A 22,802-nucleotide genomic window follows, 5' to 3' on the forward strand; every position below is an offset into this window, starting at 1 on the left:
GTGAGGAGACAGAACGATGACCCGACCCCGATCCCTCGTCGAGGATGTGTGGCCCCTCTCGCCGTTGCAGGAGGGGATGCTGTTCCACGCCTCCTTCGACGACCAGGGCCCGGACGTCTACACCGTGCAGTCGGCAGTGGACGTCAACGGCCCGGTGGACACGGGTCGGCTGCGGACGTCGTGGGAGGCACTCCTCGCCCGGCACGCCGCGCTGCGCGCCTGCTTCCGGCCGGTCACCGGCGCGCACATGGTGCAGGTCATCCCGCGCGAGGTCGCGCTGCCCTGGCAGGAGGCGGACGTCTCCGGTCTGCCGGAGGCCGAGGCCCTTGCGCTCATCGACCGGCTCGCGGCGCAGGAGCGCGCCGAGCGCTTCGACCTCGCGGTCCCGCCACTGCTGCGGATCCTGCTGATCAGGATGGGCGAGCGCCGCTACCGGCTCGTCATGACGCTCCATCACATCCTGTTGGACGGTTGGTCGATGCCCGTCCTGCTGGGCGAGCTGGAGGCGACGTACGCGGCGGGCGGCAGCACCGCGGGACTGCGGCGCGTGGCACCGTACGGCGAGTACGTGGCCTGGCTCGGACGGCAGGACAAGGAAGCGGCGTCGGCCGCCTGGCGGGCGGAGCTGGCCGGGGCCGAGGGATCGACGCTCGTGGCACCGGCCGACCCGGGCCGCACCCCGCTCCTGCCCGACCAGGTGCACAGCGCCGTCTCCAAGGAACTCTCCGACTCGCTTGCGGAGTTGGCCCGTGATCGGGGCCTCACGCTGAACACGGTGGTCCAGGGCGCCTGGGCGCTGCTCCTGGCCCGTCTCGCGGGGCGCACAGACGTCGTGTTCGGCTCGACCGTCGCCGGACGTCCCGCCGAACTGCCGGGCGTGGAATCGATGGTCGGCCTCTTCATCAACACACTGCCGGTCCGGGTGAGCCTCGACGGCGGCCGGACGGTCGCCGAGCTGCTGACGCGACTCCAGGAAAGCCAGTCCGCTCTGATAGCCCATCAGCACGTCGGCCTCGCCGAGGTGCAGAAGCTCGCGGGCGCCGCGGCCGTCTTCGACACGCTCGTCCTGTACGAGAACTACCCCCTGCCTCCGCAGGGCCCCGCCCCCGGCCCCGACGCCGTGACCCTCAGCCCGGCGGGCGCCTCGCGGGACGCCTCGCACTACCCGCTCACGCTCGTCGCCGTGCCCGGCGGCGACCGGATGCGCTTCAAACTGGACTACCGGCCCGACCTGTTCGACCGGAACGCGGCGGAGACGATCGTCCGGCGGTTCCTCCAGGTCCTGGAGCGGATCGCCGCCGAGCCCGCGGCCCGCGTCGGCGACATCGACGTACTCGACGCCACCGAGCGGTCCCACGTGGTGGAGCGGTGGAACGCCACCGAGCAGCCCGTGGAGACGGCCTCGGTCGTGACGGCGTTCGAGCAGTGGGCGGCCCGGACGCCCGACACGGTCGCGGTGCGCTGCGGCGCCGACGCCCTGTCCTACGGCGCGCTGGAGGCGCGGGCGAACCGGCTCGCCCGGCACCTGACGGCGCTCGGCGTCGGACGCGAACGCAGGGTGGGCCTCTGCCTGCCGCGCGGCATCGACATGGTCGTGGCGGAACTCGCCGTGTGGAAGGCGGGCGGCGCGTTCGTCCCGCTCGACCCCGCCCACCCGGCGGACCGCCTCGCCCACGTGATCACCGACAGCGGCGCGGACGTGGTGCTCGGCACCGGCGAGTCGCTGGCCGACGTGCCGGTCGGCGCCGCGCGCGTCGTGCGCCTGGACGACGAGGAGACCGCGCGGGAGATCGCGGACCGGTCCCCGGCCGCGCCGGACGCGACCGTCCTGCCCGATCAACTCGCCTACGTCATCTACACCTCCGGCTCCACCGGCCGCCCCAAGGGCGTGGCCCTCGCCCACCACGGCGTCGCCAACCTCGCCGAGGCCATGCGGCCCGCGCTCGACCTGAACGCCGGCACGGTCATGCTCCAATACGCGTCCTTCAGCTTCGACGGATCCGTCCTCGACATCGCCGTCACCCTCGCCGCCGGCGGCACCCTCGCCATCGCCTCGGCCGAGGAGCGCACCGAGCCCGCGGCGCTCACCGGCATGATCCGTGCCGCGGGCGTCGAGGCGGCCAGCGTCGTGCCGTCGGTGCTGCGGGCCCTGGACCCGGACGACGTACCCGGCATCCGCAACTGGGTGCTCGGCGGCGAGTCGCTGAGCGCCGACCTCGCCAGCCGCTGGACCGCGCGGACCCGCGTGTGGAACACCTACGGCCCCACCGAGGCGACCGTCATGGCCACCGTCGGCCCGGTCGCCCCCGGAACCCGTGCCCAGGACGAGCCGCCGCCCATCGGACGCCCCCTGGCCAACATGCGCACCTATGTCCTCGACGGCTTCCTGCGGCCGGTGCCGCCCGGCGTCACCGGCGAGCTGTACGTCGCCGGGCCCGGGGTGGCGCGCGGCTACGCGGGACGGCCCGACCAGACGGCCGAGCGGTTCGTGGCCTGCCCGTTCGGCGAGGGCGGGCGGATGTACCGGACCGGGGACCTGGCCCGGTGGACGGACGACGGGCAGCTGGTGTTCGCGGGACGCGCCGACGAGCAGGTCAAGCTGCGCGGCTTCCGCGTGGAGCCCGGGGAGATCGAGGCGGTGCTCGCCGCGCACGCGACGGTGGCGCAGGTGGCGGTGCTCGCCCGCGACGACGGCCCCGGCGACAAGCAGCTGGTCGCCTACGTCGTGCCCGCCACGGACACCGCGGAAGGACCCGTCGACGCCGAGGCGCTGCGCACGTACGCCGGTGCCCGCCTGCCCGACTACATGGTCCCGGCGAGCGTCGTCGTCCTCGACGCGCTGCCGCTCACCGTGAACGGCAAGCTCGACCGGGCCGCCCTGCCCGCGCCCGAGCACGCCGTGCCCGGCGGCAGGGACCCGCGCACGCCCGTCGAGGCGGTCCTGTGCGACGTGTTCGCCGAGGCGCTCGGCATCGAACGGGTCGGCGCCGAGGACTCGTTCTTCGCGCTCGGCGGCGACTCGATCCTGTCGATGATGCTGGTGTCCGGCGCCCGCCGCGCGGGTCTGGCGATCACCGCGCGCCAGGTCTTCGAGCACCGCACCCCCGCCGCCCTCGCGCTCGTCGCCCTCCCCACGGACGGCGCGGCCACCACCGGCGGCGACCCCGGGACCGGCGAGGTGCCGCTGACCCCGGTGATGCACGAACTGATCGGGCGCGTCGGCGTCGACCACGTCGGCCGGGTCGTCCAGTCCGCCGTCGTCGAGGCCCCGGCCGGGCTGCGCCAGGAGACCCTCGCCGAGGCGGTGCGCGCGGTCGTCGACCACCACGACATCCTGCGCGCACGCCTGGAGACGGAGCCGCCGCGGCTCGTCGTGTCCGGCCCCGGCACCGCCCCGGCCGGAGCGTGGGTGCGCCGGGTCGACGCGGCCTCGGTGCCCGCCGACGAACTGCCCCGCGCGATCGCCGAGCAGACCGGGCAGGCCGTGGAGCGGCTCGACCCGCGCTCCGGCGTCATGCTCCAGGTCGTCTGGTTCGACCTGGGCCCGGGCACCCCCGGACGCCTGCTGCTCGTCGTCGACCACCTCGTCGTCGACGCGGTGTCGTGGCGGGTCCTGCTGCCGGACCTCCAGCAGGCCTGCGCCGCGCTCGCCGCCGCCCGCAAGCCCGAACTGGAGCCGGTCCCGACCTCGTTCCGACACTGGGCACGCGCCCTGGCCCAGCAGGCGGTCAGCGCGGAACGCACGGCGGAGCTGCCCCGGTGGACCGAACTGCTCCAGGGCCCCGACCCGTATCTCACCGACGAGCCGGCCGACCCGGCCCGCGATGTCGCCGCGACCGTGCGGCGGGTCTCCGCGACCCTGTCCGCTGACGTCACCGCGGCCCTGCTGACCCGCCTGCCCGCCGCGTACCACGCGGGCGTCGACGACGTGCTCCTGACCGGCCTCGCCGCCGCCGTCGCGCGCCGGCGGGACGGCGCGGAGGGCGGCTTCCTGGTGGACGTGGAGGGCCACGGCCGGGTCGAGCTGTCCGAGGGCATGGACCTGTCCAGGACCGTCGGCTGGTTCACCGGCACGCACCCGGTGCGGCTCGACGTGGGCACACCCGACTTCGAGGACTTCCTGACCGGCGGCCCGGACGCGGGCGAGGCCCTGAAGCGGGTCAAGGAGCAGCTGCGGGCGGTGCCCGGCGACGGCCTCGGGTACGGCCTGCTGCGCCACCTCAACGACGAGACCGGGCAGCGGCTCGCCGCCCTGCCCTCGGCACAGATCGGCTTCACCTACCTCGGCAGGGTCCCCGGCGCACCGGTCGACGACGACCGGGCCACGGCGGCCGGAGGGCCGGACGGCGGACTCCCGGTCGCCCACCCGCTGGAGGCCGTCGGTGCCGTCCACGACGTCGCCGGGGGCCCGCGGCTCACGCTGAGCCTGGCCTGCCCCGAGCACCTCCTGGACGAGAGCGCCGCCCGCGCCCTGGTCGAGGGCTGGGCCCAGTTGCTGGCAGGCCTGGCCGTCCACGCGGACGACGGCGCCGCGGGCGGCTACACCCCCTCCGACTTCCCGCTGGTCACGCTCACCCAGCAGCAGGTCGAGAAGCTGGAGAACGCGGCACCCGGCCTGGCCGACATCTGGCCGCTCTCGCCGCTGCAGGAAGGCCTCCTGTTCCACTCGATGTTCGCCGACCAGGGCCCGGACGTGTACGTGGAGCAGATGATCCTCGGCCTGGAAGGGGAGCTGGACACCGAAGTCCTGCGCGCCTCCTGGCAGTCGGTCCTCGACCGGCACGCCAGCCTGCGCGTCGGCTTCCGGCAGGTGGCCGGATCCGGACAGGCCGTCCAGATCGTCATGCCCAGGGCCGAACTGCCGTGGCGCGAGGAGGACCTGTCCGGCTTCGACGAGGAGGCGGCCTGGGAGGAATCGGAGCGCATCGGCAAGGAGGAGCGCGACAAGGGCTTCGACCTGGCCAAGCCGCCGCTCGTGAAGGTGCTGCTCGTCAAGACGGGCGAGAACCGCCACCGCATGATGGTGACGCTGCATCACATCGTCCTGGACGGCTGGTCGCTGCCGGTCCTGCGGCGCGAGCTGTGGGCCTGCTACGAGGCCGGGGGCAGCGCCGGCGGCCTGCCCGCGGTGACCCCCTACCGGGACTATCTGGCCTGGCTGGGCCGGCAGGACAAGGCGGCGGCGCAGGAGGCGTGGCGCGAGGAGCTGGCCGGGGCCGACGAGCCGACGCTCGTCGTGCCGATCACGCCGGGCACCACCGTCGCGCCGGACGGCGACTCCGAGGAGGTCTTCGCCGTGGCGGGCCCCGCGCTCGACGCCGCGCTCGGCGAGCTCACCCGCGCCCACGGCGTCACGCTCAACACCGTCGTCCAGGCCGCCTGGGCCATGGTCATCGGCCAGCTGGCCGGGCGCCAGGACGTGGTGTTCGGCGCCTCCGTGGCGGGCCGCCCCGCGGATCTGCCGGGCATGGAGGACATGCTCGGGCTGTTCATCAACACCGTGCCGGTACGGGTGCGGTTCGACGCCCCGCAGAGCGTCGCCGAGGTCCTCGCGGACGTCCAGGCCCGCCAGTCGGCGCTGATGGACCACCAGTACCTGAGCCTGGGCGACATCCAGCGGACCGCGGGACCGGGCGCGACCTTCGACTCCCTCATGGCGTTCGAGAGCTTCCCCTCGGGGACCGACGCGCCGGCGCGGTCCGGCGAGGGCAGCAGGGAGGCCGAGCCCGCCGGACTGCGCTTCACCGAGGCCGGGATGCGCGAGTCCATCAACTACCCGCTCGGGCTCGTCGTGGACCCGCTCGGCGGACTGCGGATGCGGCTGACGTACCGGTCCGACATCTTCGACGAGCGCACGGCCCGCGCGCTGCTCGACCGGCTGCTGCGGGCGCTGCGCCAGATGGCGGCCGACCCCCGGCTGCCCGTCAGCGGCATCGAGCTGTCGGCCGACGCCGAACGTGCACTGGTGACCAAGGCCTGGAACGCGACGGCGGCGACCGTCCCGGACGGCCTGCTGCCCGAGCTGTTCGAGGAGCGGGCGCGCCGGGCCCCCGACGCGGTGGCGGTGCGGTGCGGCGACGACGCCGTGTCGTACGGAGAGCTGGAGGAGCGGGCGAATCGTCTGGCCCGGTACCTCCGCGGTCTGGGGGTCGGTCGTGAGGCGCGGGTGGGTCTGTGCCTGCCGCGTGGGGTCGACATGGTGGTCGGCGAGTTGGCGGTGTGGAAGGCGGGCGGTGCGTTCGTGCCGTTGGACCCGGAGTATCCGGCGGACCGTCTGGGCTATGTGATCGCCGACAGCGGTGCGGACGTCGTGCTGGGCGCCGGTGGGACGCTGGCCGAGGTGTCGGTGGGGGAGGCGCGTGTCGTCCTGCTGGACGATGCGGGGACGGTGGCGGCGCTGGTGGCCGAGTCCGCCGAGCGGCTGGACACGCGCATCCTGCCGGATCAACTGGCGTATGTGATCTATACGTCGGGGTCGACGGGCCGCCCGAAGGGTGTGGCCGTCGCCCACGGCGGGGTGGCGAATCTGGCCGAGGTGATGCGGCCCGCCCTCGGGGTCGCCGAGGGGGTGACCGTCCTCCAGTTCGCGTCGTTCAGCTTCGACGCGGCGGTGCTGGACGTGGCCGTCACCCTGGCCGCCGGCGGAACCCTGGCCATCGCCTCGGGGCAGGAGCGGGCCGAGCCCGGCGCCCTGGCGGAGATGATCGAGCACGCGGGCGTGAGCACGGCGAGCGTCGTGCCCTCCCTCCTGGGGCTGCTGGACGCCGACGACGTGACCGGCGTGGGCAACTGGGTCCTCGGCGCCGAACTCCTGACCGCCGACCTCGCCAGTCGCTGGACCCCGCAGGCGAAGGTCTGGAACACCTACGGCCCGACCGAGGCGACCGTGATGGCCACCGCAGGACCGGTGGACGCCGACATCAGGTCGGAGCACCAGCCGCCGCCGATCGGACGCCCGCTGGGCAACGTACGCACGTACGTGCTGGATGCCTTCTTGCGTCCGGTGGCGCCGGGTGTGGTCGGTGAGGTCTACATCGCCGGGGCCGGGTTGGCGCGGGGGTATGTGGGGCGCCCGGATCTGACGGCCGAGCGGTTCGTGGCCTGCCCGTTCGGCGAGGGCGGGCGGATGTACCGGACCGGGGACCTGGCCCGGTGGACCCTCGACGGGGAGTTGCTGTTCGCGGGGCGGGCCGACGACCAGGTCAAGATCCGCGGGTTCCGCGTGGAGCTGGGCGAGGTCGAAGCGGTCCTCGTCTCGCATCCGGCGGTCCGGCAGGCCGTGGCGATCGTGCGCGAGGACCGGCCGGGCGAGCGGCGCCTCATCGGCTACGTCGTCCCGGACGCCGAGGACACGGAGGTGGACGTCGACGCCGTCCGCGAGCACCTGGCCGGCGCGCTGCCGGACTACATGGTCCCCGTCGCCGTCGTCGTCCTGGAGAAGCTGCCGCTGACCCGCAACGGCAAGGTCAACCGCAGGGCGCTGCCCGCACCGGACTTCGCGGGCCGCGTCTCCGGACGCGAACCGGAGAACGAGACCCAGGCCAGGCTCTGCGCGCTCTTCGCGGAGATCCTGGACCTCGAACGGGTGGGCATCGACGACAACTTCTTCGACCTGGGCGGCGACTCGGGGCTCGCGATGCGCCTCGCCGCGCGGGTCCGCGAGGAGTTCGGCGCCGAACTGAGCATGCGGCGCTTCTTCGGCGCCTCCACGCCGCTCGGCGTCGCCAGGCTGCTGACCTCCAAGGAACTCCCGGAGCTGCGGCCCGTCGACCACCCCGACGACATCCCCGCCACGGCGGCCCAGACCCGCACCTGGCGGCTCGAACAGGACGACCCCGGCTCGGCGGCCCGGCGGACCTCCGTCGCGCTGCGCCTCAACGGCAGGCTCGACCGCGTGGCGCTTGAGGCGGCGCTGGGCGACGTCGCCGCGCGCCACGACATCCTGCGCTCGGTCTTCGCGGACACCGGACGCGACGAGGTGTGCCAGCGCGTCCTCGACCTCGACGCGGCCCGGCCCGCGCTGCCGGTGACACCGGTGACCGAGGAGGACCTGCCGGGCCTGCTGACCGACCACGCCGGACACGAGTTCGACCTCGCCCGGGAGACCCCCTGGACGAGCCGGCTGTTCGCGCTCTCGGAGACCGAACACGTCCTGCTGATGGTCGTGCACCGGATCGCGGCGGACGACACGTCGCTGATCGTCCTGGTCCGCGACCTGGCGGCGGCCTACGGAGCGCGCCGCGAGGGCAGGACCCCCGAACGCGCCCCGCTGCCCCTGCAGTTCGCCGACTACGCCCTGTGGGAACGCGAGATGCTCCAGGACCAGCAGGACCCGGACAGCCTCATCGGCGAGCAGTTCACCTACTGGAAGAAGGCGCTCGCGGGCCTCGGCGCGGAACTGGAGCTGCCGGCCGACAGGCCGCGGCCGCGGGCCGCCACGCACCGGTCCGACGAAGTGCCCCTGGCCGTCGACGCCGACACGCACGCCCGGCTGATGGAGGCCGCCGAGGCCGATGGGGCGACGCTCTTCATGGTCCTCCAGGCCGCGCTGTCCCTGCTCCTGTCGGGGCTCGGCGCGGGACCCGACGTCACCCTCGGCACGGTGCTGCCGCTCCGCGACGAGGAAGGCGACCTGGACGGCCTGGTCGGCCCCTTCGCCGACCCGCTGGCGCTGCGCACCGACGTCTCCGGCGACCCCACGTTCCGCGAACTCCTCGGCCGGGCGCGCGACACGTACCAAAGGGCGGTGCAGAACCCGGACGTGCCGTTCGCGCGCCTCGTGGACGCCCTCGCCCTGCCCGCCGCCGACCGGCACCCCGTGTTCCAGGTCCTGCTCGAAGTGCACGGCGACGCCGCCGAGGTGTGGGAGTCGCCGGAGCTGCCCGGCCTGAGCACCACCCGGCTGCCCGTCGGCACTCCCGCCGGTGAACTGGACCTGTCGGTCGGGCTCACCGAACGGCACGGGGTCGAGGGGAGCCCGAACGGCGTCGACGGCACCATCCGCTACGCGGCCGAGCTGTTCGACCGGACCACCGTCACCGCGCTCGCGCGCCGGCTCGTCCGCGTCCTCGAACAGGTCGCCGCCGACCCGGGGCTGCGCCTCAGCGAGGTCGACCTCCTCCTCGACGCGGACGAGCGCCGCCACGCCCTGGAGGCGTGGGACGACACGGCCGCCGAGGGACCGGACGGCACCGTGGTCCCGCTCATCGCCGAGCGGGCCGCGCTGCACCCCGACGCGGTCGCCGTCGTCGACGCGTACGGCGCCCTCACCCACGGCCAGTTGGACACCGCGTCCGCGCGGCTGGCCCGTCGGCTGGCCGAACGGGGCGTCGGCGCGGAGGACGTCGTCCTCGTGGCGCTGCCGCCCACCGCCGCGCTCGTCGTCGCGCTGCTCGGCGTGCTCAGGTCCGGCGCCGCCTGCCTGTTCGCCGACCCGAACAAGCCGATGGAGGACATCGCCTCCGGCCTGCGCCGGGCCACCCCGGCCCTGCTGGTCTGCGACGTGGGCATGGCCCCGCTCCTGGCCGACGGCATCACGGTGCCGATGGTGCTGGTCGAGGACCCGCACGCGGTCGCGGCGAGCGGCGCGCACGCCGGGAACGGGGCGGGCGCACGGCTGCCGCTGCCGGGCCATGCGGCGCTCGTACTCGGTGCCACCGCACCCGGCGGCGCCGAGGGGACCGTCGCGGGCGCGGTCGTCGAGCACCGCACGCTGCTCGGCCAGACCGCGCACCGGATGCGCGTCGCACCCGCCGGGGACGGCGTGACCGTCCTCGACACCCGCGCCCCCGTCGCCGCCTTCGTGACACCGCTGCTGGCCGCCCTGTGCGAGGGCGGCAGCGTACGGCTCGCCCTGCCCGGCGACGGCACGGCGGCCGCCGACGGAGCCGGTGGCACGCAACACCTCGTCACCACCAAGGAGTTGCTGCCGACCGTCCCCGAACCGGCCGACGGGCAGCCGCCGTTCGCCGCCGTCACCGTGTCCGACGACAGCGGGGCGACGGCCGTCGACGACACCCGGGACTGGCTCGGCCGCCACCCGCGGTCCGCGCTGGTCGGCGTCCACGGCACGGCGGAGACCTCGGGCGCCTGGCTCGACCACCGCGGCGCGCCCGGCGAGCCCCTGCCCCCGGAGTCCCCCGCGGGCCGGCCGCTGCCGGGCACCCGGGCCTTCGTCCTGGACGACTTCCTGCGCCCGGTCCCGCCCGGTGCCACCGGTGACCTGTACCTCGCGGGCGCCGCGCTCGCGCGGGGCTACGCCGAGAGCCCGGTGCCGACCGGACAGCGGTTCGTCGCCTGCCCCTTCGGCACCGGGGGAGAGCGGATGCTCCGCACCGGCGAGCGCGCCCGGCGCACGGCCGGCGGCCTGCTCGCCCTGCGCGGCAAGAGCCTCGGCGTCTCGGCCGGCGCCCGCCGCGCCGGTACGGACCACGGCGACCTGGAGCTCGTGCTGCCGCTGCGCCCGACGGGCAGCCGCCCGCCGCTGTTCTGCATCCACACCGGTACGGGACTGAGCTGGGCGTACGCCGCCCTGCTGCGGCACCTGCCGCAGGATCTGCCCATGTACGGCGTGCAGGCCCGCGGACTCGCCGAGCCGGAGCCCATGCCGCAGAGCCTGGAGGAGATGGCCGCCGACTACGTCGAGCAGATCAGGACCGTCCAGCCGGCCGGCCCCTACCACCTGCTCGGCTGGTCGCTCGGCGGCCTGGTCGCCCAGGCGGTCGCCGCCCGGTTCGAGGAGCAGGGCGAAGAGGTCCGGCTGCTCGGGGTGATCGACGGCTACCCCGAGGGGACCGGCGGCGCGGACTACCGTCAGCCCGAGGCGGGCCAGGCCGACGACGCCACCCCCATGGACGACCTGCGGCTGCCGTCCGGCCAGGACGTCGGCACGGGCATGGACGAAGCCCTGAAGTCGAACATGCGGAACGTCATCGAGAACCTGGGCCGCATCACGCCGCAGCACACACCGCGCCGCTCCCGGGGCGACCTGACCCTGTTCCTGGCCGCCCAGGAACGGCCCGAGGGGCTGCCCGTCGCGGTCGCGCGGGAGAGCTGGAAGCCCTACGTCGAGGGGACCGTCGAGGCGCACGAGATCGCCGCGACGCACTTCACGATGCTCCAGCCCGGACCGTCGTCGGACATCGCGCGCGTCCTCACGGCGAAGCTCCAGGCCGCCGACGCCGACGGAGCCGCCGACGGCACCTGAGAGGAGTGAGCCCGACATGCCCCGGACAGTGACGCCGGGCCCGCCCCGGACGCGGACCACGGATGGCGAGAGGAACCCCTGAATGCCCAAGCGACTGCAGACCGCCGCGCACACGCGGCGCAACGGCATCGAGCCGATGCCCGAACTGGCCACGATCACCACCGAGTCGCCGCTCGTCCAGGTCGACGCGGCCGGACCGTTCTCCGGCTGGCACTGGCTGGCCACCGGCTACGACGAGGTGCGTGCCGTCCTCAGCGACGACAGCTTCAGCATGCTGCCGCCGCCCACCCAGATGAACAGCGCCGCCGGACACGTCGAGATCGGCAACCTGCTCCAGTACGACCCGCCCGACCACACCCGGCTGCGCAAGATGCTGGCGCCCGAGTTCACGCTGCGGCGGATCCGCCGGCTCGAACCGTTCGTGGCGGAGATCGTGGCGGACTGCCTGGACGCCCTGGAGAGCGCCGGGCAACCCGCCGACCTCATGCGCACCTTCGCCCTGCCCGTCCCCGGCCTGGTCGGCTGCGCCCTGCTGGGCGTGCCCCGCGACGACGCGGCCGACCTGGCGCGCAACTTCAGCTCCAGCCGCCAGGCGGCCGGGGACCAGCGCACCGACCCCCGCGAACGGGAGCGGCAGCGCGCGGCGGGCAACGCCTACGTCATGTACATGCGCAGGCTCGTCCGCCAGAAGCGCCGCGATCCCGGCGACGACCTGCTGGGGATGCTGATCCGCGACCACGGCGACAGCATCACCGACGAGGAGCTGACCGGCACCGCCGCGACCCTGCTGGGGTCCAGCATCGAGAACGTCGGCGGGATGCTGGCCCTCGCGCCCCTCGCGCTGTTCCAGTACCCCGACCAGCTCGCGCTCTTCCTGGAGCGGCCCGAGCTGACCGACCAGGCGGTCGAGGAACTGCTCCGCTACGTCTCGTCCGTGCCCAACGCCATTCCGCGGTACGCCCTCAAGGACGTACGCGTCGGCGAACACACCATTCGGCGCGGCGAGTTGGTGATGTGCTCGATGCTCGCGGTCAACCGCGCGGGGCTGCCGGGCGTGTCGCAGGACACCCTCGACATCACCCGCGACAGCAGCGGCCATGTGGCCTTCGGGCACGGCATCCACCACTGCCTGGGCGCCTCGCTGGCCAGGCTGGAGCTGCGGATCGGGCTGCCCGCGCTGCTGCACAGGTTCCCCGGGCTGCGGCTTGCCGTGCCGCCCGAACAGCTCAGGTACCGGACCTGGACCCCCAACTACGGGGTGGACGAGCTGCCGGTGGCCTGGTGAATTCCCGGACACGTACGAGAAAGGAAGCACGTCCATGCCCAAGCCGTTGAAGGACCCCGACCAAGCGCCGCTCGTCGAGACCGTCGTGCCGGGGACCTCGGACCGTGCCTGGATCGCCAACGGCTACGACGAGGTGCGGACGATCCTCAGCGACGACCGCTTCAGCACCATGCCGCCCGCCGACAGCGCCGAGGCCTCCCGCCGGCTTCTTCAGCCCGGCAACCTCCTGCAGTACGACCCGCCCGAGCACACCCGGCTGCGCAGGATGCTGACGGCGGAGTTCACGCTGCGCCGGGTCCGTGCCCTGGAGCCGCTCGTCGAGGGCATCGTGAAGGAACGCCTCGACGCCATCGAGGGCGCGGGGCAGCCCGTCGACCTCGTCCAGCACTTCGTCTGGCCCACCACCAGCCTGATCGGCTGCGCGATGCTCGGCATCCCGCGCGACGACCAGGCCGAACTGGCCCGCCACCTCGACACCAACCGCGTCGACAACCCCGACCGGGGACAGCGCGACATGGCGGGCACCGCCTACCTCGTCTACCTCGGCAAGCTCATGCGGCAAAAGCGCCGCAACCCCGGCGACGACCTGCTGGGCCGGCTGATCCGCAAGCACGGGGCGAACCTCACCGAGGGGGAGCTGACCGGCACCGCCGCGACCCTCCTGGCCTCGCTGATCCCGATCACCGGCGGCACCCTCGGCCTCGGCCTCGTCGGACTCCTGGAGAACCCCGACCAGCTCGCCCTGCTCATCGAGCGGCCCGACCTGATCGACCACGCCGTGGAGGAAGTGATCCGCAGCGTCACGATCATCCCGCACGCCTCGCCGCGCACCGCCAAGGAGGACGTGACCATCGGCGACCACACCATCAAGTCCGGTGAGTTCGTGGCGTGTTCCCTCCTGGAGGCCAACGGCACCCGGCTCCCCGGCGAGCCGCAGGACAGCCTCGACATCACCCGTGACAACAGCGGGCACATGGCGTTCGGGCACGGGCTGCACTACTGCCTGGGCGCCTCGCTGGCCCGCATGGAGCTGGGGGTCGCCATCGCGGAGCTGCTGCGGCGCTTCCCGAAGGTGCGGCTCGCGGTGCCGCGCGACGAGCTGCGCTTCACGGCGAAGTCCGTGGAGACGCTGCCGGTGGTCTGGTAGGGGAGCGGCGAGATGGCACACGAGACGTCGCGGCTCCCTCCGCACACCCGCCGTACCCGCTTCGACCCGGCCGACGAGCTGCGCGGCCTGGCCGCCGATGGACCCGTCACCCGGGTGCGGCTCGCGCCCGGCGCCGGTGAACGGCCGCTGTGGCTGGTCACCGGCTACGAGGAGGTCCGTCGGGTCCTCGGCGACCAGGTGCGGTTCTCCACCAGCCGCTTCGGCGCGCGCACACCGGGCGGGCGCGCTGCCGAGCGGCCCGACGACGGCATCGGGCTGCTCATGGACTACGACCCGCCCGAGCACACCCGGCTGCGCAAGATGCTCACGCCCGAGTTCACCGTCCGGCGCATGCGCAGACTCCGGCCGGGGATCGAGGACATCGTGAGCGAGCGCCTCGACGCGGTCGAACGCGCGGGCCCGCCCGCCGACCTGGTCGAGCTGTTCGCGAACACCGTCCCGGGCCCGGTGCTGTGCGAGCTGATCGGGGTGCCGCGCGACGACCGCGACGAGTTCCTGCGCCGCTGCCACGCCCACCTGGAGACCGGCCGGGCACGCGGTGAACGGGCCGCCGCGGGCACGGCGTTCACGCGCTACCTCGCCGCGCTGGTGGCCCGGCAGCGCAGGAACCCCGACGAGGGCTTCCTCGGCATGCTGGTCCGCGACCACGGCGACGAGTTCACCGACAAGGAGCTGCGGGGCATCTGCGTCCTGCTGATGCTCGCGGGGCTCGACAACATCTCCGGAATGCTGGGGCTCGGCGCGCTCGCGCTCCTGGAGAACCCCGGTCAACTCGCCCTGGTCCGCGACGATCCCGCGGCCCTGGACCGGGCGATCGAGGAGCTCCTGCGCTATCTGTCCGTGCCGCACGCCCCCACGCCGCGCACTGCCCTGGAGGACATGACGCTCGGCGGGAAGGTGATCAAGGCCGGCGACACCCTCGTCTGCTCGATCCCCATGGCCAACCGCGACCCGGCGCTCCTCGACGGGCCCGACCGGCTCGACGTCACCCGCGAGCCCGTGCCGCACGTCGCCTTCGGCCACGGCATCCACCACTGCCTGGGCGCGGCGCTGGCCCGCATGGAACTGAGCATCGGCTACGGCCAGTTGCTCGCCCGCTTCCCCGGTCTGCGCCTCGCGGTGCCCGCCGAGGAGGTGCCCTTCCGTGACCGGTCGACCGCCTACGGCGTGGAACGGCTGCCGGTCCTGTGGTGAGGGGCGCGGCGGGAGGGGCCGAGGAGCCGGACGGAGGACGTGAGGGGGAGCGGGATGGAGATACGGGTGGACCGTGACCGGTGCGCCGGATCGGGCCTGTGCATGAGCGTGGTGCCCGCCGTCTTCGACCAGTCGGAGGACGACGGCAAGGTACTGCTCAAGGCGCCGAGCCCCGGCGCCGGTTCGGCCGCGGCCGTGCGGAACGCGGCGGCCAGGTGCCCGACCGGGGCGATCACCCTGTCCGTGCGGGAGGAGTCCGAGAAGCAGGGGGCGTAGGCGAGGTCCCACAGCCGGGACGGTGAGGGCCGCGTGTCATCGGCACGCGGCCTTCCGGTCTGCCCGGACGCGAAGCCCCAGGTGAGGCGGGCACTGTGCGGACGCCGGGCTTTGTGTCCGCCGTGTGACCGCCCGCCGCGTAGAAGTTGGGTTCATGTTCTTCACACACAAGCGAGCGACCGCGCACCGACGAGTCGCACACAAGCGGGTCATCGCACCCGCGCTCCTCGCCGCCACGGCTCTCGTCTCGGGCGCGGCCCTCACGGGCTGCTCCGGGGACTCCTCCGCCGCCTCCAAGGACAAGGAAGCGTCACCGACGAGCGCCTTCGACCGGGCCCTGGCCTACTCCAAGTGCATGCGCGCCAACGGCGCACCCGACTTCCCCGACCCGCAGGAGGACAGCGGCGGCGTGAAGCTGGTCCCCGGCGAGCAGGGCACCGACCCGAACTCCGAGGGCTTCAAGAAGGCGCAGGAGGCCTGCAAGGACAAGGCGCCGCAGGGTCTCGGCGGCGGTGGGGGCGGCGGCGGTCAGACCATCGACTCCGCCAAGGTCGCCGCCTGGGCGAAGTGCCTGCGCAAGAACGGCGTGCCGAAGTTCCCCGACCCCGAGATCAACGGCTCCACGATGAACATCGACCTGATGGGCGCGGGCGTCGACCCGCAGAGCTCCGCGTTCACCAAGGCCATGCAGACCTGCCAGAGCAAGTACCCGGGCGGCGGCGTCATGTTCGGGCCCGCCGGAGGTGGCGGACAGTGAATCCTGACGAGAACGGCGAGCTCGCCGTGTCCGGCGAGCCCTCCGGGGCCCTGGAACGCCGTGGCTCGGGCCGGCTGTCGACCAGGACGGCCGGCGCCCTCGACACGGCCGTCGAGGAGGAGACGGCGGTCGCCGAGAAGCGGACCGCCGAGGAGGAGTCGTCGGTGGAGAAACCGCCCGGCGACGGCTCGGGACCGCCCACCGGCCGCAGGCGCCGCCCGCTGCGCACCTCGCTGCTCGTGCTCGTCGCGATAGCCGTGGCCGCGGCGGCGGGGCTGGCCGCCACCGGCGCGCTCGGCGGCGACGGCAACGACTCCGCGGGCTCCGCTCCCTCGGGGCCGCCGGCGACGGCGAAGGTGCAGCGGACCACCCTGACCGACACCCAGACCGTCGACGGCAACCTCGGCTACGGCGACCCGACGGCCGTCGAGGCCCCGGCCGGATCCGGCGGCACGAGCGGCGACCAGTCCTCGGGCGGCGGGCAGCCGGCGCAGGACTCCGCCGGCGGCAGCGGCATCGTCACCTGGGTGCCCGAGGACGGCGCCGTCCTCAAGCGCGGCGACACCGTCTACCGCGTCGACCAGCAGAAGGTCCCGCTCCTGTACGGCTCCTTCCCGCTCTACCGCACCCTGAAGTCGGGCACCGAGGGCGCCGACGTCGAGATGCTGGAGAAGAACCTCAGCGCGCTCGGCTACACCGGCTTCACGGTCGACGACACGTACAACTCCGCGACGGCCGACGCGGTCAAGGAGTGGCAGGACGACCTGAACCGCAAGGAGACCGGCACGGTCGAGCCCGGCGACGCGGCGGTCGCCGACGGCGCCCGCCGCGTCGCGGACGTGAAGGCCTCGCCCGGCGCCGCCCTGAGCGGCACCCTGCTGACCTGGACCGGCACCGAGCGGACCATCGGCGTCGACCTGGACGTGCAGTACGAGGACCTGGTCGAGAAGGGCACGAAGGCCACGGTCAAGCTCCCCGACGACACCACGGTCCAGGCCGAGGTGACGGACGTCGGCACGCCTTCCACCGCCAAGGGCGACTCCTCGGGATCGGGTTCCGACGACTCCTCGTCCGGGGACTCGGGCAGTGACAAGGACCCCACCCTGCCCGTCGAGCTGAAGGTGAAGGACCAGAAGGGGCTCGGCCGCTACCAGGCCGCCGCCGTCGAGGTCACCCTGAAGGCGGAGACCCGCAAGGACGTCCTGGTGGTGCCCGTCAACGCGCTGGTGGCACGGCAGGGCGGCGGCTACGCCCTGGAGGTCGTCACCGCCAAGGGCACCGAGTACCGCCCGGTCAAGCTCGGCATGTTCGCCGACAGCAGGGTCGAGGTGTCCGGGACCGGCATCAAGGAAGGCACCGTCGTGGGGGTCCCCAAGTGACCTCGCAGACACCGGAACTGCCCGCACCGGCCCGGCCCGTGGTCGAACTGGCCGGAGTGTCCAAGACGTACGGGGACGTGGCCGCGCTGCGCGGCGCCGACCTGGTCATCCGGCGCGGCGAACTCCTCGCCATCGTCGGCCCCTCGGGGTCGGGCAAGTCCACGATGCTCAACATCATGGGCACCCTGGACCGCCCCACGGCCGGCCTGGTGCGCATCGACGGGCACGACGTGGCCAAGCTCACCGACCGGGAGCTGTCCGCGCTGCGGGCCGGCACGATCGGCTTCGTCTTCCAGCAGTTCCACCTGTCGTCCGGCGTCTCGGCGCTGGACAGCGTCGCGGACGGGCTCCTGTACAGCGGCAGGCCGCGCGGCGTGCGCCGCCGCCTCGCCGAACAGGCGCTGCGCCGGGTCGGCCTCGGCCACCGCCTCTACCACCAGCCGCACCAGCTGTCCGGCGGTGAGAAGCAGCGTGTGGCCATCGCGCGGGCCGTGCTCGGCGATCCGCCGCTGCTGCTCGCCGACGAGCCCACCGGTGCCCTGGACTCGCGCTCCGGAGCGATCGTGATCGAGCTGCTCCAGGAACTGCACGAGGCCGGGACGACGGTCGTCGTCATCACCCACGACCGGGACATCGCGGCGACCCTGCCGCGCGAGGTGCGGGTCAAGGACGGCCACATCGAGCACGACTCCAGCGGCGCCGAAGAGAGCGCCGCCCGATCCCTGGTGCGAGAGGAGGCCGTGCGATGAGCGCTCCCCACGCGGTCGAGGAGCTGGCACGGCCGCAGGACCCCGAGCCGCCGCGCCGGCCGCGGCCGGCCCGGATGAACCCGGCGGACGTGCTGCGGGTGGGCGGCTCCGGGCTGCGCTCCCGTCCGATGCGGGTGTTCCTCTCGGCGCTCGGCATCGCCATCGGCATCGCCGCCATGGTCGGCGTCGTCGGCATCTCCACGTCGTCCACCGAGGACCTCAACCGCAGGCTGGAGGCGCTCGGGACCAACCTCCTGACCGTCACGCCCGGCCAGTCCTTCACCGGCACCGCCGCCCATCTGCCCGCCGAGTCGGTCGACATGATCGGCAACATGAAGGACGTGGACTCGGTCTCCGCCATCGGCAAGACCAGCGCGAAGGTCTACCGCAACGACCGCACGCCCAAGGAGGAGACCGGTGGCCTCACCGTCTCCGCCGCCCGGACCGACCTGCCGAAGTCCGTCGGCGCCGAGATCGTCGACGGCCGCTGGCTGAACGCCGCCAACAGCCGCTACCCGACCACGGTCCTCGGCCCCAAGGCCGCCGAACAGCTCGGCGTGCACCGGGCGGGACCCGACGTCAAGGTCTGGCTCGGCGGGCGCTGGTACACCGTCGTCGGCCTGCTCGCGCCCAATGAGCTGGTGCCGGCGCTCGACTCCTCGGCCCTGGTGGGCTGGAAGGTCGCGGAGCAGGAACTGGGCTTCGACGGCTACCCCACCACGATCTACACGCGCGCCGAGGAGTCGTCCGTCAACGACGTGCAGAGCGTCCTGGGCGCCACCGCCAACCCGGAGGTCCCCACCGAGGCCACCGTCTCCCGGCCCTCCGACGCGCTGGCCGCCAAGGAGGCCACCGACGACGCCCTGAGCGGACTGCTCCTGGGCCTCGGCGGAGTGGCCTTGCTGGTGGGCGGCGTCGGCGTCGCGAACACCATGGTCATCTCCGTGCTGGAGCGCCGCTCCGAGATCGGCCTGCGCCGCTCGCAGGGCGCGACCCGCGGCCAGATCCGCACCCAGTTCCTGGCCGAGGCCCTGCTCCTGTCCGCGCTCGGCGGGCTCGGCGGCGTCGTCCTCGGCATCGCGGTCACCGGCGGCTACGCCTCCTACCAGGGCTGGCCGTCCGTCGTCCCGCTCTGGGCGATGGCAGGCGGCGTGGGCGCCACCCTGGTCATCGGCGGTCTCGCCGGGTTCTATCCGGCCGTACGCGCGGCCAGGCTGCCTCCGACGGAGGCCCTGGCGACCACCTGAGGACTCTCCTGGCGAGGGCCGCCGCCGCGCGGCCCTCCGGGACCGCGGTGCTCCCGATGGAATCGTCCCCCGTGCCACGGGGGCACCGCGCCCGTCCGCGCCGCCCCTGGGCCGATCCCGGGCCGCGACGCGGGCGGGACCTCGTGCTGTCCGGCCCCGCCGGGCGGTCCGGGGCCGCTCAGGCCGGTGACAGACCCGCCACGCGGGCCAGCCGCCGGAAGGAGTCGAGCAGGCCCTCGCGGTCGTACGTACTCGTCGTGACAAGGACCTCCTGCGCGCCGCTCTCCTTGATCACCTGCTCAAGGCCGTCGGCGACCTGCTCCTCGGTGCCGTGCAGATGGCCGCGCAGCCCCGACTCGTAGAAGCCGCGCTCCTTGTCCGTCATGGTCAGGGACGCCACGCGCTCGGCCGGCGGGAGCGGCGGGAACGTGCCGTGCGTGCGGGAGTACGCCATCGACCAGGCCTCCGGCATCAGCAGGCGGCGGGCCGCCTCCTCGCTCTCCGCGACCGCGACGGTGCCCGCGATCACGACGTACGGCTCGGCCAGCCACGGCGAGGGGCGGAATCCCGCCCGGTACCGCTCGATGCCGGCCAGCATCTTCTCGCGGCCCCGGATGTCCCCGATGACCAGCGGCAGCCCCGCCTCCGCGGCGATCGTCGCGCCCTCGCCGACGGCCAGCACGTACGGCGGGACGGACAGGCCCTCGGCGGGGCGGGCCCGCACCCCCGTCCCCGACGTGCCCCGGAACCAGCCGAGCAGCTCGGACAGCTGCGCCGCGAAGTCCTCGGCGTCGTGCTTGTCGCGCCCGAGCGCCTTGCGCACCCCGTCGGTGAAGCCGACGGACCGGCCGAGTCCCATGTCGATCCGGCCCGGGAAGAGCGATGCGAGGACGCCGAACTGCTCGGCGACGACCAGCGACTGATGGTTCGGCAGCATCACCCCGCCCGTGCCGACCCGGATGGTGCGGGTGGCCGCCGCGACGGCCGCCGCGAGGACGGTGGGCGCGGATCCCGCGACGCCGGGCACACCGTGGTGCTCCGAGACCCAGAAGCGTGCGTAGCCGAGCGCTTCGAGCTCCTGGGCCAGGCGCACGGTGTCGCGCAGGGCCTCGGGCCCGTCGTGCCCCTCACGGGTGCGCGAGCGGTCGAGGACGGAGAACCTGGTTGCTTCGATCACTGAGCTCACGACAGGTTCAACGGCTGGGGCGCGCCAGGATTCCCGGCGCGCCTCGCGGACCGGACGAGGGCGCTTCTACGCTGGTCGTGTGAGCGACAACAGACCCCTGGCCGTGTTCGACCTGGACGGCACCCTCGCGGACACCGCGCACCGACAGCGCTTCCTGGAGCGCAAGCCCCGCGACTGGGCCGGATTCTTCGCGGCGGCGCCGCACGACCCGCCGCTGGCGCGTGGCGTCGCCCTGGCCCTGGAGAGCACCGAGGAGTGCGAGGTCGTCTACCTCACCGGGCGTCCCGAGCGCTGCCGCGCGGACACGGAGGACTGGCTGGCCCGGCACGGCCTGCCCGAGGGCCGGGTCTGGATGCGGCGCAACGACGACCGGCGGCCCGCCCGCCGCACCAAGCTGGAGGTCCTGGCGGCCCTCGCGCGCAAGCGGGAGATCCGCGTGCTGGTGGACGACGACGAACTGGTGTGCGACGAGGCGGAGCGGGCGGGCTTCCGGGTGGTGCGGGCACGGTGGGCGACGGCGTCGGAGGACCTCAAGGACGCGCAGGAGCGCGAGGGGCGCACCTGAGTCCGGGCGGCGCGCCCTTACTCCTCGTCCTCCAGTCGGAACCCCACCTTCAAGCCAACTTGGTAGTGCCGGATCTCCCCGTCCTCGATGTGCCCCCGCACCTGCGTGACCTCGAACCAGTCCAGTGAGCGCAGGGTCTGCGACGCCCGCGCGATTCCGTTGCGGATCGCCTGATCCACGCCCTCGTGGGACGTGCCGACGATCTCGGTGACCCGATACGTGTGGTTCGACATGGGAAAGTCCTCCCGGCCGTGACGACGGCGTGCGGTGACGCCGCGAGGTGACGTCATTCCACCGTGCCCCAGGCCGACCGGTGGCGCGAGGTGGCGTATGCCCCTTGACCGACTCATTGGTACAGACCAGAATCCAGCCATCACCCGTTCGAGCCACCCGCTCACCCCCCACGTCGGGCTGCCCTTCCCTGTTCGCAGGCAGAAAGTGACCCACGTGAAGCCCCTCAGACGCGCCGCCATGCCCCTGGCCCTCGTTCTCTCCTCCACCGTCCTGCTCTCCGGGTGCGGCATGCTGCCCGGCGGTGACGACACCCGGACCGTGACGGTGTGGCTGATGAAGGGGAGTGCCTCGCCCGAATTCGTCGAGCGCTTCACGGAGGACTTCGAGAAGGAGCACGGCGACATCGACCTGGACGTGCGCATCCAGGAGTGGACCGGGATCGGCGCCAAGGTGAAGAAGGCGCTCAAGCAGGAGGGCGGCGACGGGCCCGACGTCATCGAGGTCGGCAACACCCAGGTCGCGCAGTACGTCGACGAGGGCGGTCTGTACGACCTGACGCTGGAGTCCGCGCGTGACCTCGGCATGGACGACTGGCTGCCCGGCCTCGCCGAGCCGGGGCGCTACAAGGGCGCCCAGTACGGGATCCCCTGGTACGCCGCCAACCGCGTCGTCATCTACAACAAGGAGCTGTTCGAGGAGGCCGGCATCACGCGCCCGCCGCGCACCCGCGAGGAGTGGATCGCGGACACGCAGAAGCTCGACGCCGGGGGCAACCAGGGCATCTACCTCGCGGGCCAGGACTGGTACACCCTCGCCGGGTTCATCTGGGACGAGGGCGGCGACCTCGCCAAGGAGACCAAGGAGTCCTCCGGCGACTGGCGCGGCGCCCTCGACACGCCCCAGGCCCTGCGCGGCATGGAGTTCTACCAGCGCCTCCAGGCCCTCGGGAACGGCCCGCGCGACGCCGACGAGGAGCACCCGGCGCAGACCGGCGTCTTCGCGCGCGGCGACGTCGCCCAGATCATCGCGGTGCCCGGCGCGGCCCGCGCCATCGAGGAGAAGAACCCCGACCTGAAGGGCAAGCTCGGCTACTTCCCCGTCCCGGGCAAGAGGGCGGGCAAGCCCGGCGCGGTGTTCACCGGCGGCTCCGACCTCGTCGTGCCCGACCGCAGCGACGACCACAAGGGCGCCGTCGAGGTGATCGAGGCGCTGGCGGGCAAGAAGTGGCAGACCGACCTCGCGCGGACCATGAACTACGTCCCGAACAAGGCGAAGCTGGCCCCCGCCGTCGCCGGTGAGGAGGGCGCCGCCGCGATGGCCGTCGGCGCGGCCAACGGCCGGGCGACCCCCAACTCGCCGCGCTGGGCGGGCGTCGAGGCGGACAACCCCATCAAGGGGTACATGACGAAGGTCCTCACGGGCGGCGACGCGGCGACCGAGGCCCGCGAGGCCTCGCGCCGGATCACCCGGGAACTGTCCCTCGGCGGACTCTGACAGCGGCCCGGCCGGGGGCGGCGGGACAGCCCCCGGCCGGGTCTCACCCGCCGTGCCCGCCT

Annotated in this window: 13 protein-coding genes; 11 read left to right on the forward strand and 2 right to left on the reverse strand. The window is 73.8% G+C overall.

What is annotated here, in order from left to right; all coding sequences use genetic code 11:
• Positions 1–16: 16 nt before the first annotated feature.
• The 9 genes from AB0L89_RS06120 (at position 17) to AB0L89_RS06160 (ending at position 19,261) form a co-directional block, all read left to right on the forward strand.
• Positions 17–11,206, forward strand: coding sequence for an amino acid adenylation domain-containing protein (locus AB0L89_RS06120; protein ID WP_365135034.1), 11,190 nt, complete (start codon positions 17–19; stop codon positions 11,204–11,206).
• Positions 11,207–11,288: 82 nt separating this feature from the next.
• Complete coding sequence (locus AB0L89_RS06125; protein ID WP_365135037.1) at positions 11,289–12,491, forward strand: cytochrome P450; 1,203 nt, start codon at positions 11,289–11,291, stop codon at positions 12,489–12,491.
• Between the two features lie 34 nt (positions 12,492–12,525).
• A complete protein-coding gene (locus AB0L89_RS06130; RefSeq protein ID WP_365135040.1) occupies positions 12,526–13,638 on the forward strand; it encodes a cytochrome P450 in 1,113 nt (370 codons plus the stop codon).
• Between the two features lie 12 nt (positions 13,639–13,650).
• A complete protein-coding gene (locus AB0L89_RS06135; protein WP_365135043.1) occupies positions 13,651–14,853 on the forward strand; it encodes a cytochrome P450 in 1,203 nt (400 codons plus the stop codon).
• Positions 14,854–14,907: 54 nt separating this feature from the next.
• On the forward strand, positions 14,908–15,129 hold the full coding sequence (locus AB0L89_RS06140; RefSeq protein WP_365135046.1) for a ferredoxin: 222 nt from the start codon (positions 14,908–14,910) through the stop codon (positions 15,127–15,129).
• A 154-nt stretch (positions 15,130–15,283) separates the two neighbouring features.
• Complete coding sequence (locus AB0L89_RS06145; protein WP_365135049.1) at positions 15,284–15,886, forward strand: hypothetical protein; 603 nt, start codon at positions 15,284–15,286, stop codon at positions 15,884–15,886.
• Positions 15,883–17,265 (forward strand): peptidoglycan-binding protein, encoded by a 1,383-nt coding sequence (locus AB0L89_RS06150; RefSeq protein ID WP_365135052.1) that lies wholly within the window; start codon positions 15,883–15,885, stop codon positions 17,263–17,265. Before AB0L89_RS06145 ends, AB0L89_RS06150 begins: the two co-directional genes overlap by 4 nt.
• 17 nt (positions 17,266–17,282) lie before the next feature.
• Complete coding sequence (locus AB0L89_RS06155; RefSeq protein WP_365135608.1) at positions 17,283–18,014, forward strand: ABC transporter ATP-binding protein; 732 nt, start codon at positions 17,283–17,285, stop codon at positions 18,012–18,014.
• The gene (locus AB0L89_RS06160; protein WP_365135055.1) at positions 18,011–19,261 is read left to right on the forward strand and encodes an ABC transporter permease; all 1,251 of its coding nucleotides are present in this window, start codon (positions 18,011–18,013) and stop codon (positions 19,259–19,261) included. Before AB0L89_RS06155 ends, AB0L89_RS06160 begins: the two co-directional genes overlap by 4 nt.
• Before the next feature lie 178 nt (positions 19,262–19,439).
• On the opposite strand, the gene AB0L89_RS06165 is transcribed toward AB0L89_RS06160, so the two are convergent.
• Positions 19,440–20,447 carry an LLM class flavin-dependent oxidoreductase gene (locus AB0L89_RS06165; protein ID WP_365135058.1) on the reverse strand — a complete coding sequence of 336 codons (1,008 nt, stop codon included), beginning with the start codon at positions 20,445–20,447 and terminating at the stop codon, positions 19,440–19,442.
• 79 nt (positions 20,448–20,526) lie between these two features.
• On the opposite strand from AB0L89_RS06165, the gene AB0L89_RS06170 reads away from it, so the two are divergent.
• Positions 20,527–21,012, forward strand: coding sequence for a hypothetical protein (locus tag AB0L89_RS06170; RefSeq protein WP_365135061.1), 486 nt, complete (start codon positions 20,527–20,529; stop codon positions 21,010–21,012).
• A 17-nt stretch (positions 21,013–21,029) separates the two neighbouring features.
• On the opposite strand, the gene AB0L89_RS06175 is transcribed toward AB0L89_RS06170, so the two are convergent.
• Complete coding sequence (locus AB0L89_RS06175; protein WP_365135064.1) at positions 21,030–21,245, reverse strand: dodecin; 216 nt, start codon at positions 21,243–21,245, stop codon at positions 21,030–21,032.
• Positions 21,246–21,483: 238 nt separating this feature from the next.
• On the opposite strand from AB0L89_RS06175, the gene AB0L89_RS06180 reads away from it, so the two are divergent.
• Positions 21,484–22,740, forward strand: a complete 1,257-nt coding sequence (locus tag AB0L89_RS06180) for an extracellular solute-binding protein (RefSeq protein WP_365135611.1) — start codon at positions 21,484–21,486, stop codon at positions 22,738–22,740.
• The last annotated feature ends 62 nt before the right edge of the window (positions 22,741–22,802 follow it).

Origin of the sequence: Streptomyces sp. NPDC052114, assembly GCF_040680155.1 — a bacterium.
Classification (GTDB): Bacteria; Actinomycetota; Actinomycetes; order Streptomycetales; family Streptomycetaceae; genus Streptomyces.

What these genes read in the sequence shown, in the direction of transcription:
- AB0L89_RS06180 (WP_365135611.1), top strand. Translation starts at nt 21,484, where the DNA reads ATGCCCCTGGCCCTCGTTCTCTCCTCCACCGTCCTGCTCTCCGGGTGC.
- AB0L89_RS06145 (WP_365135049.1), top strand. Translation starts at nt 15,284, where the DNA reads ATGTTCTTCACACACAAGCGAGCGACCGCGCACCGACGAGTCGCACAC.
- AB0L89_RS06175 (WP_365135064.1), bottom strand. Translation starts at nt 21,245, where the DNA reads ATGTCGAACCACACGTATCGGGTCACCGAGATCGTCGGCACGTCCCAC.
- AB0L89_RS06120 (WP_365135034.1), top strand. Translation starts at nt 17, where the DNA reads ATGACCCGACCCCGATCCCTCGTCGAGGATGTGTGGCCCCTCTCGCCG.
- AB0L89_RS06160 (WP_365135055.1), top strand. Translation starts at nt 18,011, where the DNA reads ATGAGCGCTCCCCACGCGGTCGAGGAGCTGGCACGGCCGCAGGACCCC.
- AB0L89_RS06135 (WP_365135043.1), top strand. Translation starts at nt 13,651, where the DNA reads ATGGCACACGAGACGTCGCGGCTCCCTCCGCACACCCGCCGTACCCGC.
- AB0L89_RS06140 (WP_365135046.1), top strand. Translation starts at nt 14,908, where the DNA reads ATGGAGATACGGGTGGACCGTGACCGGTGCGCCGGATCGGGCCTGTGC.
- AB0L89_RS06125 (WP_365135037.1), top strand. Translation starts at nt 11,289, where the DNA reads ATGCCCAAGCGACTGCAGACCGCCGCGCACACGCGGCGCAACGGCATC.
- AB0L89_RS06130 (WP_365135040.1), top strand. Translation starts at nt 12,526, where the DNA reads ATGCCCAAGCCGTTGAAGGACCCCGACCAAGCGCCGCTCGTCGAGACC.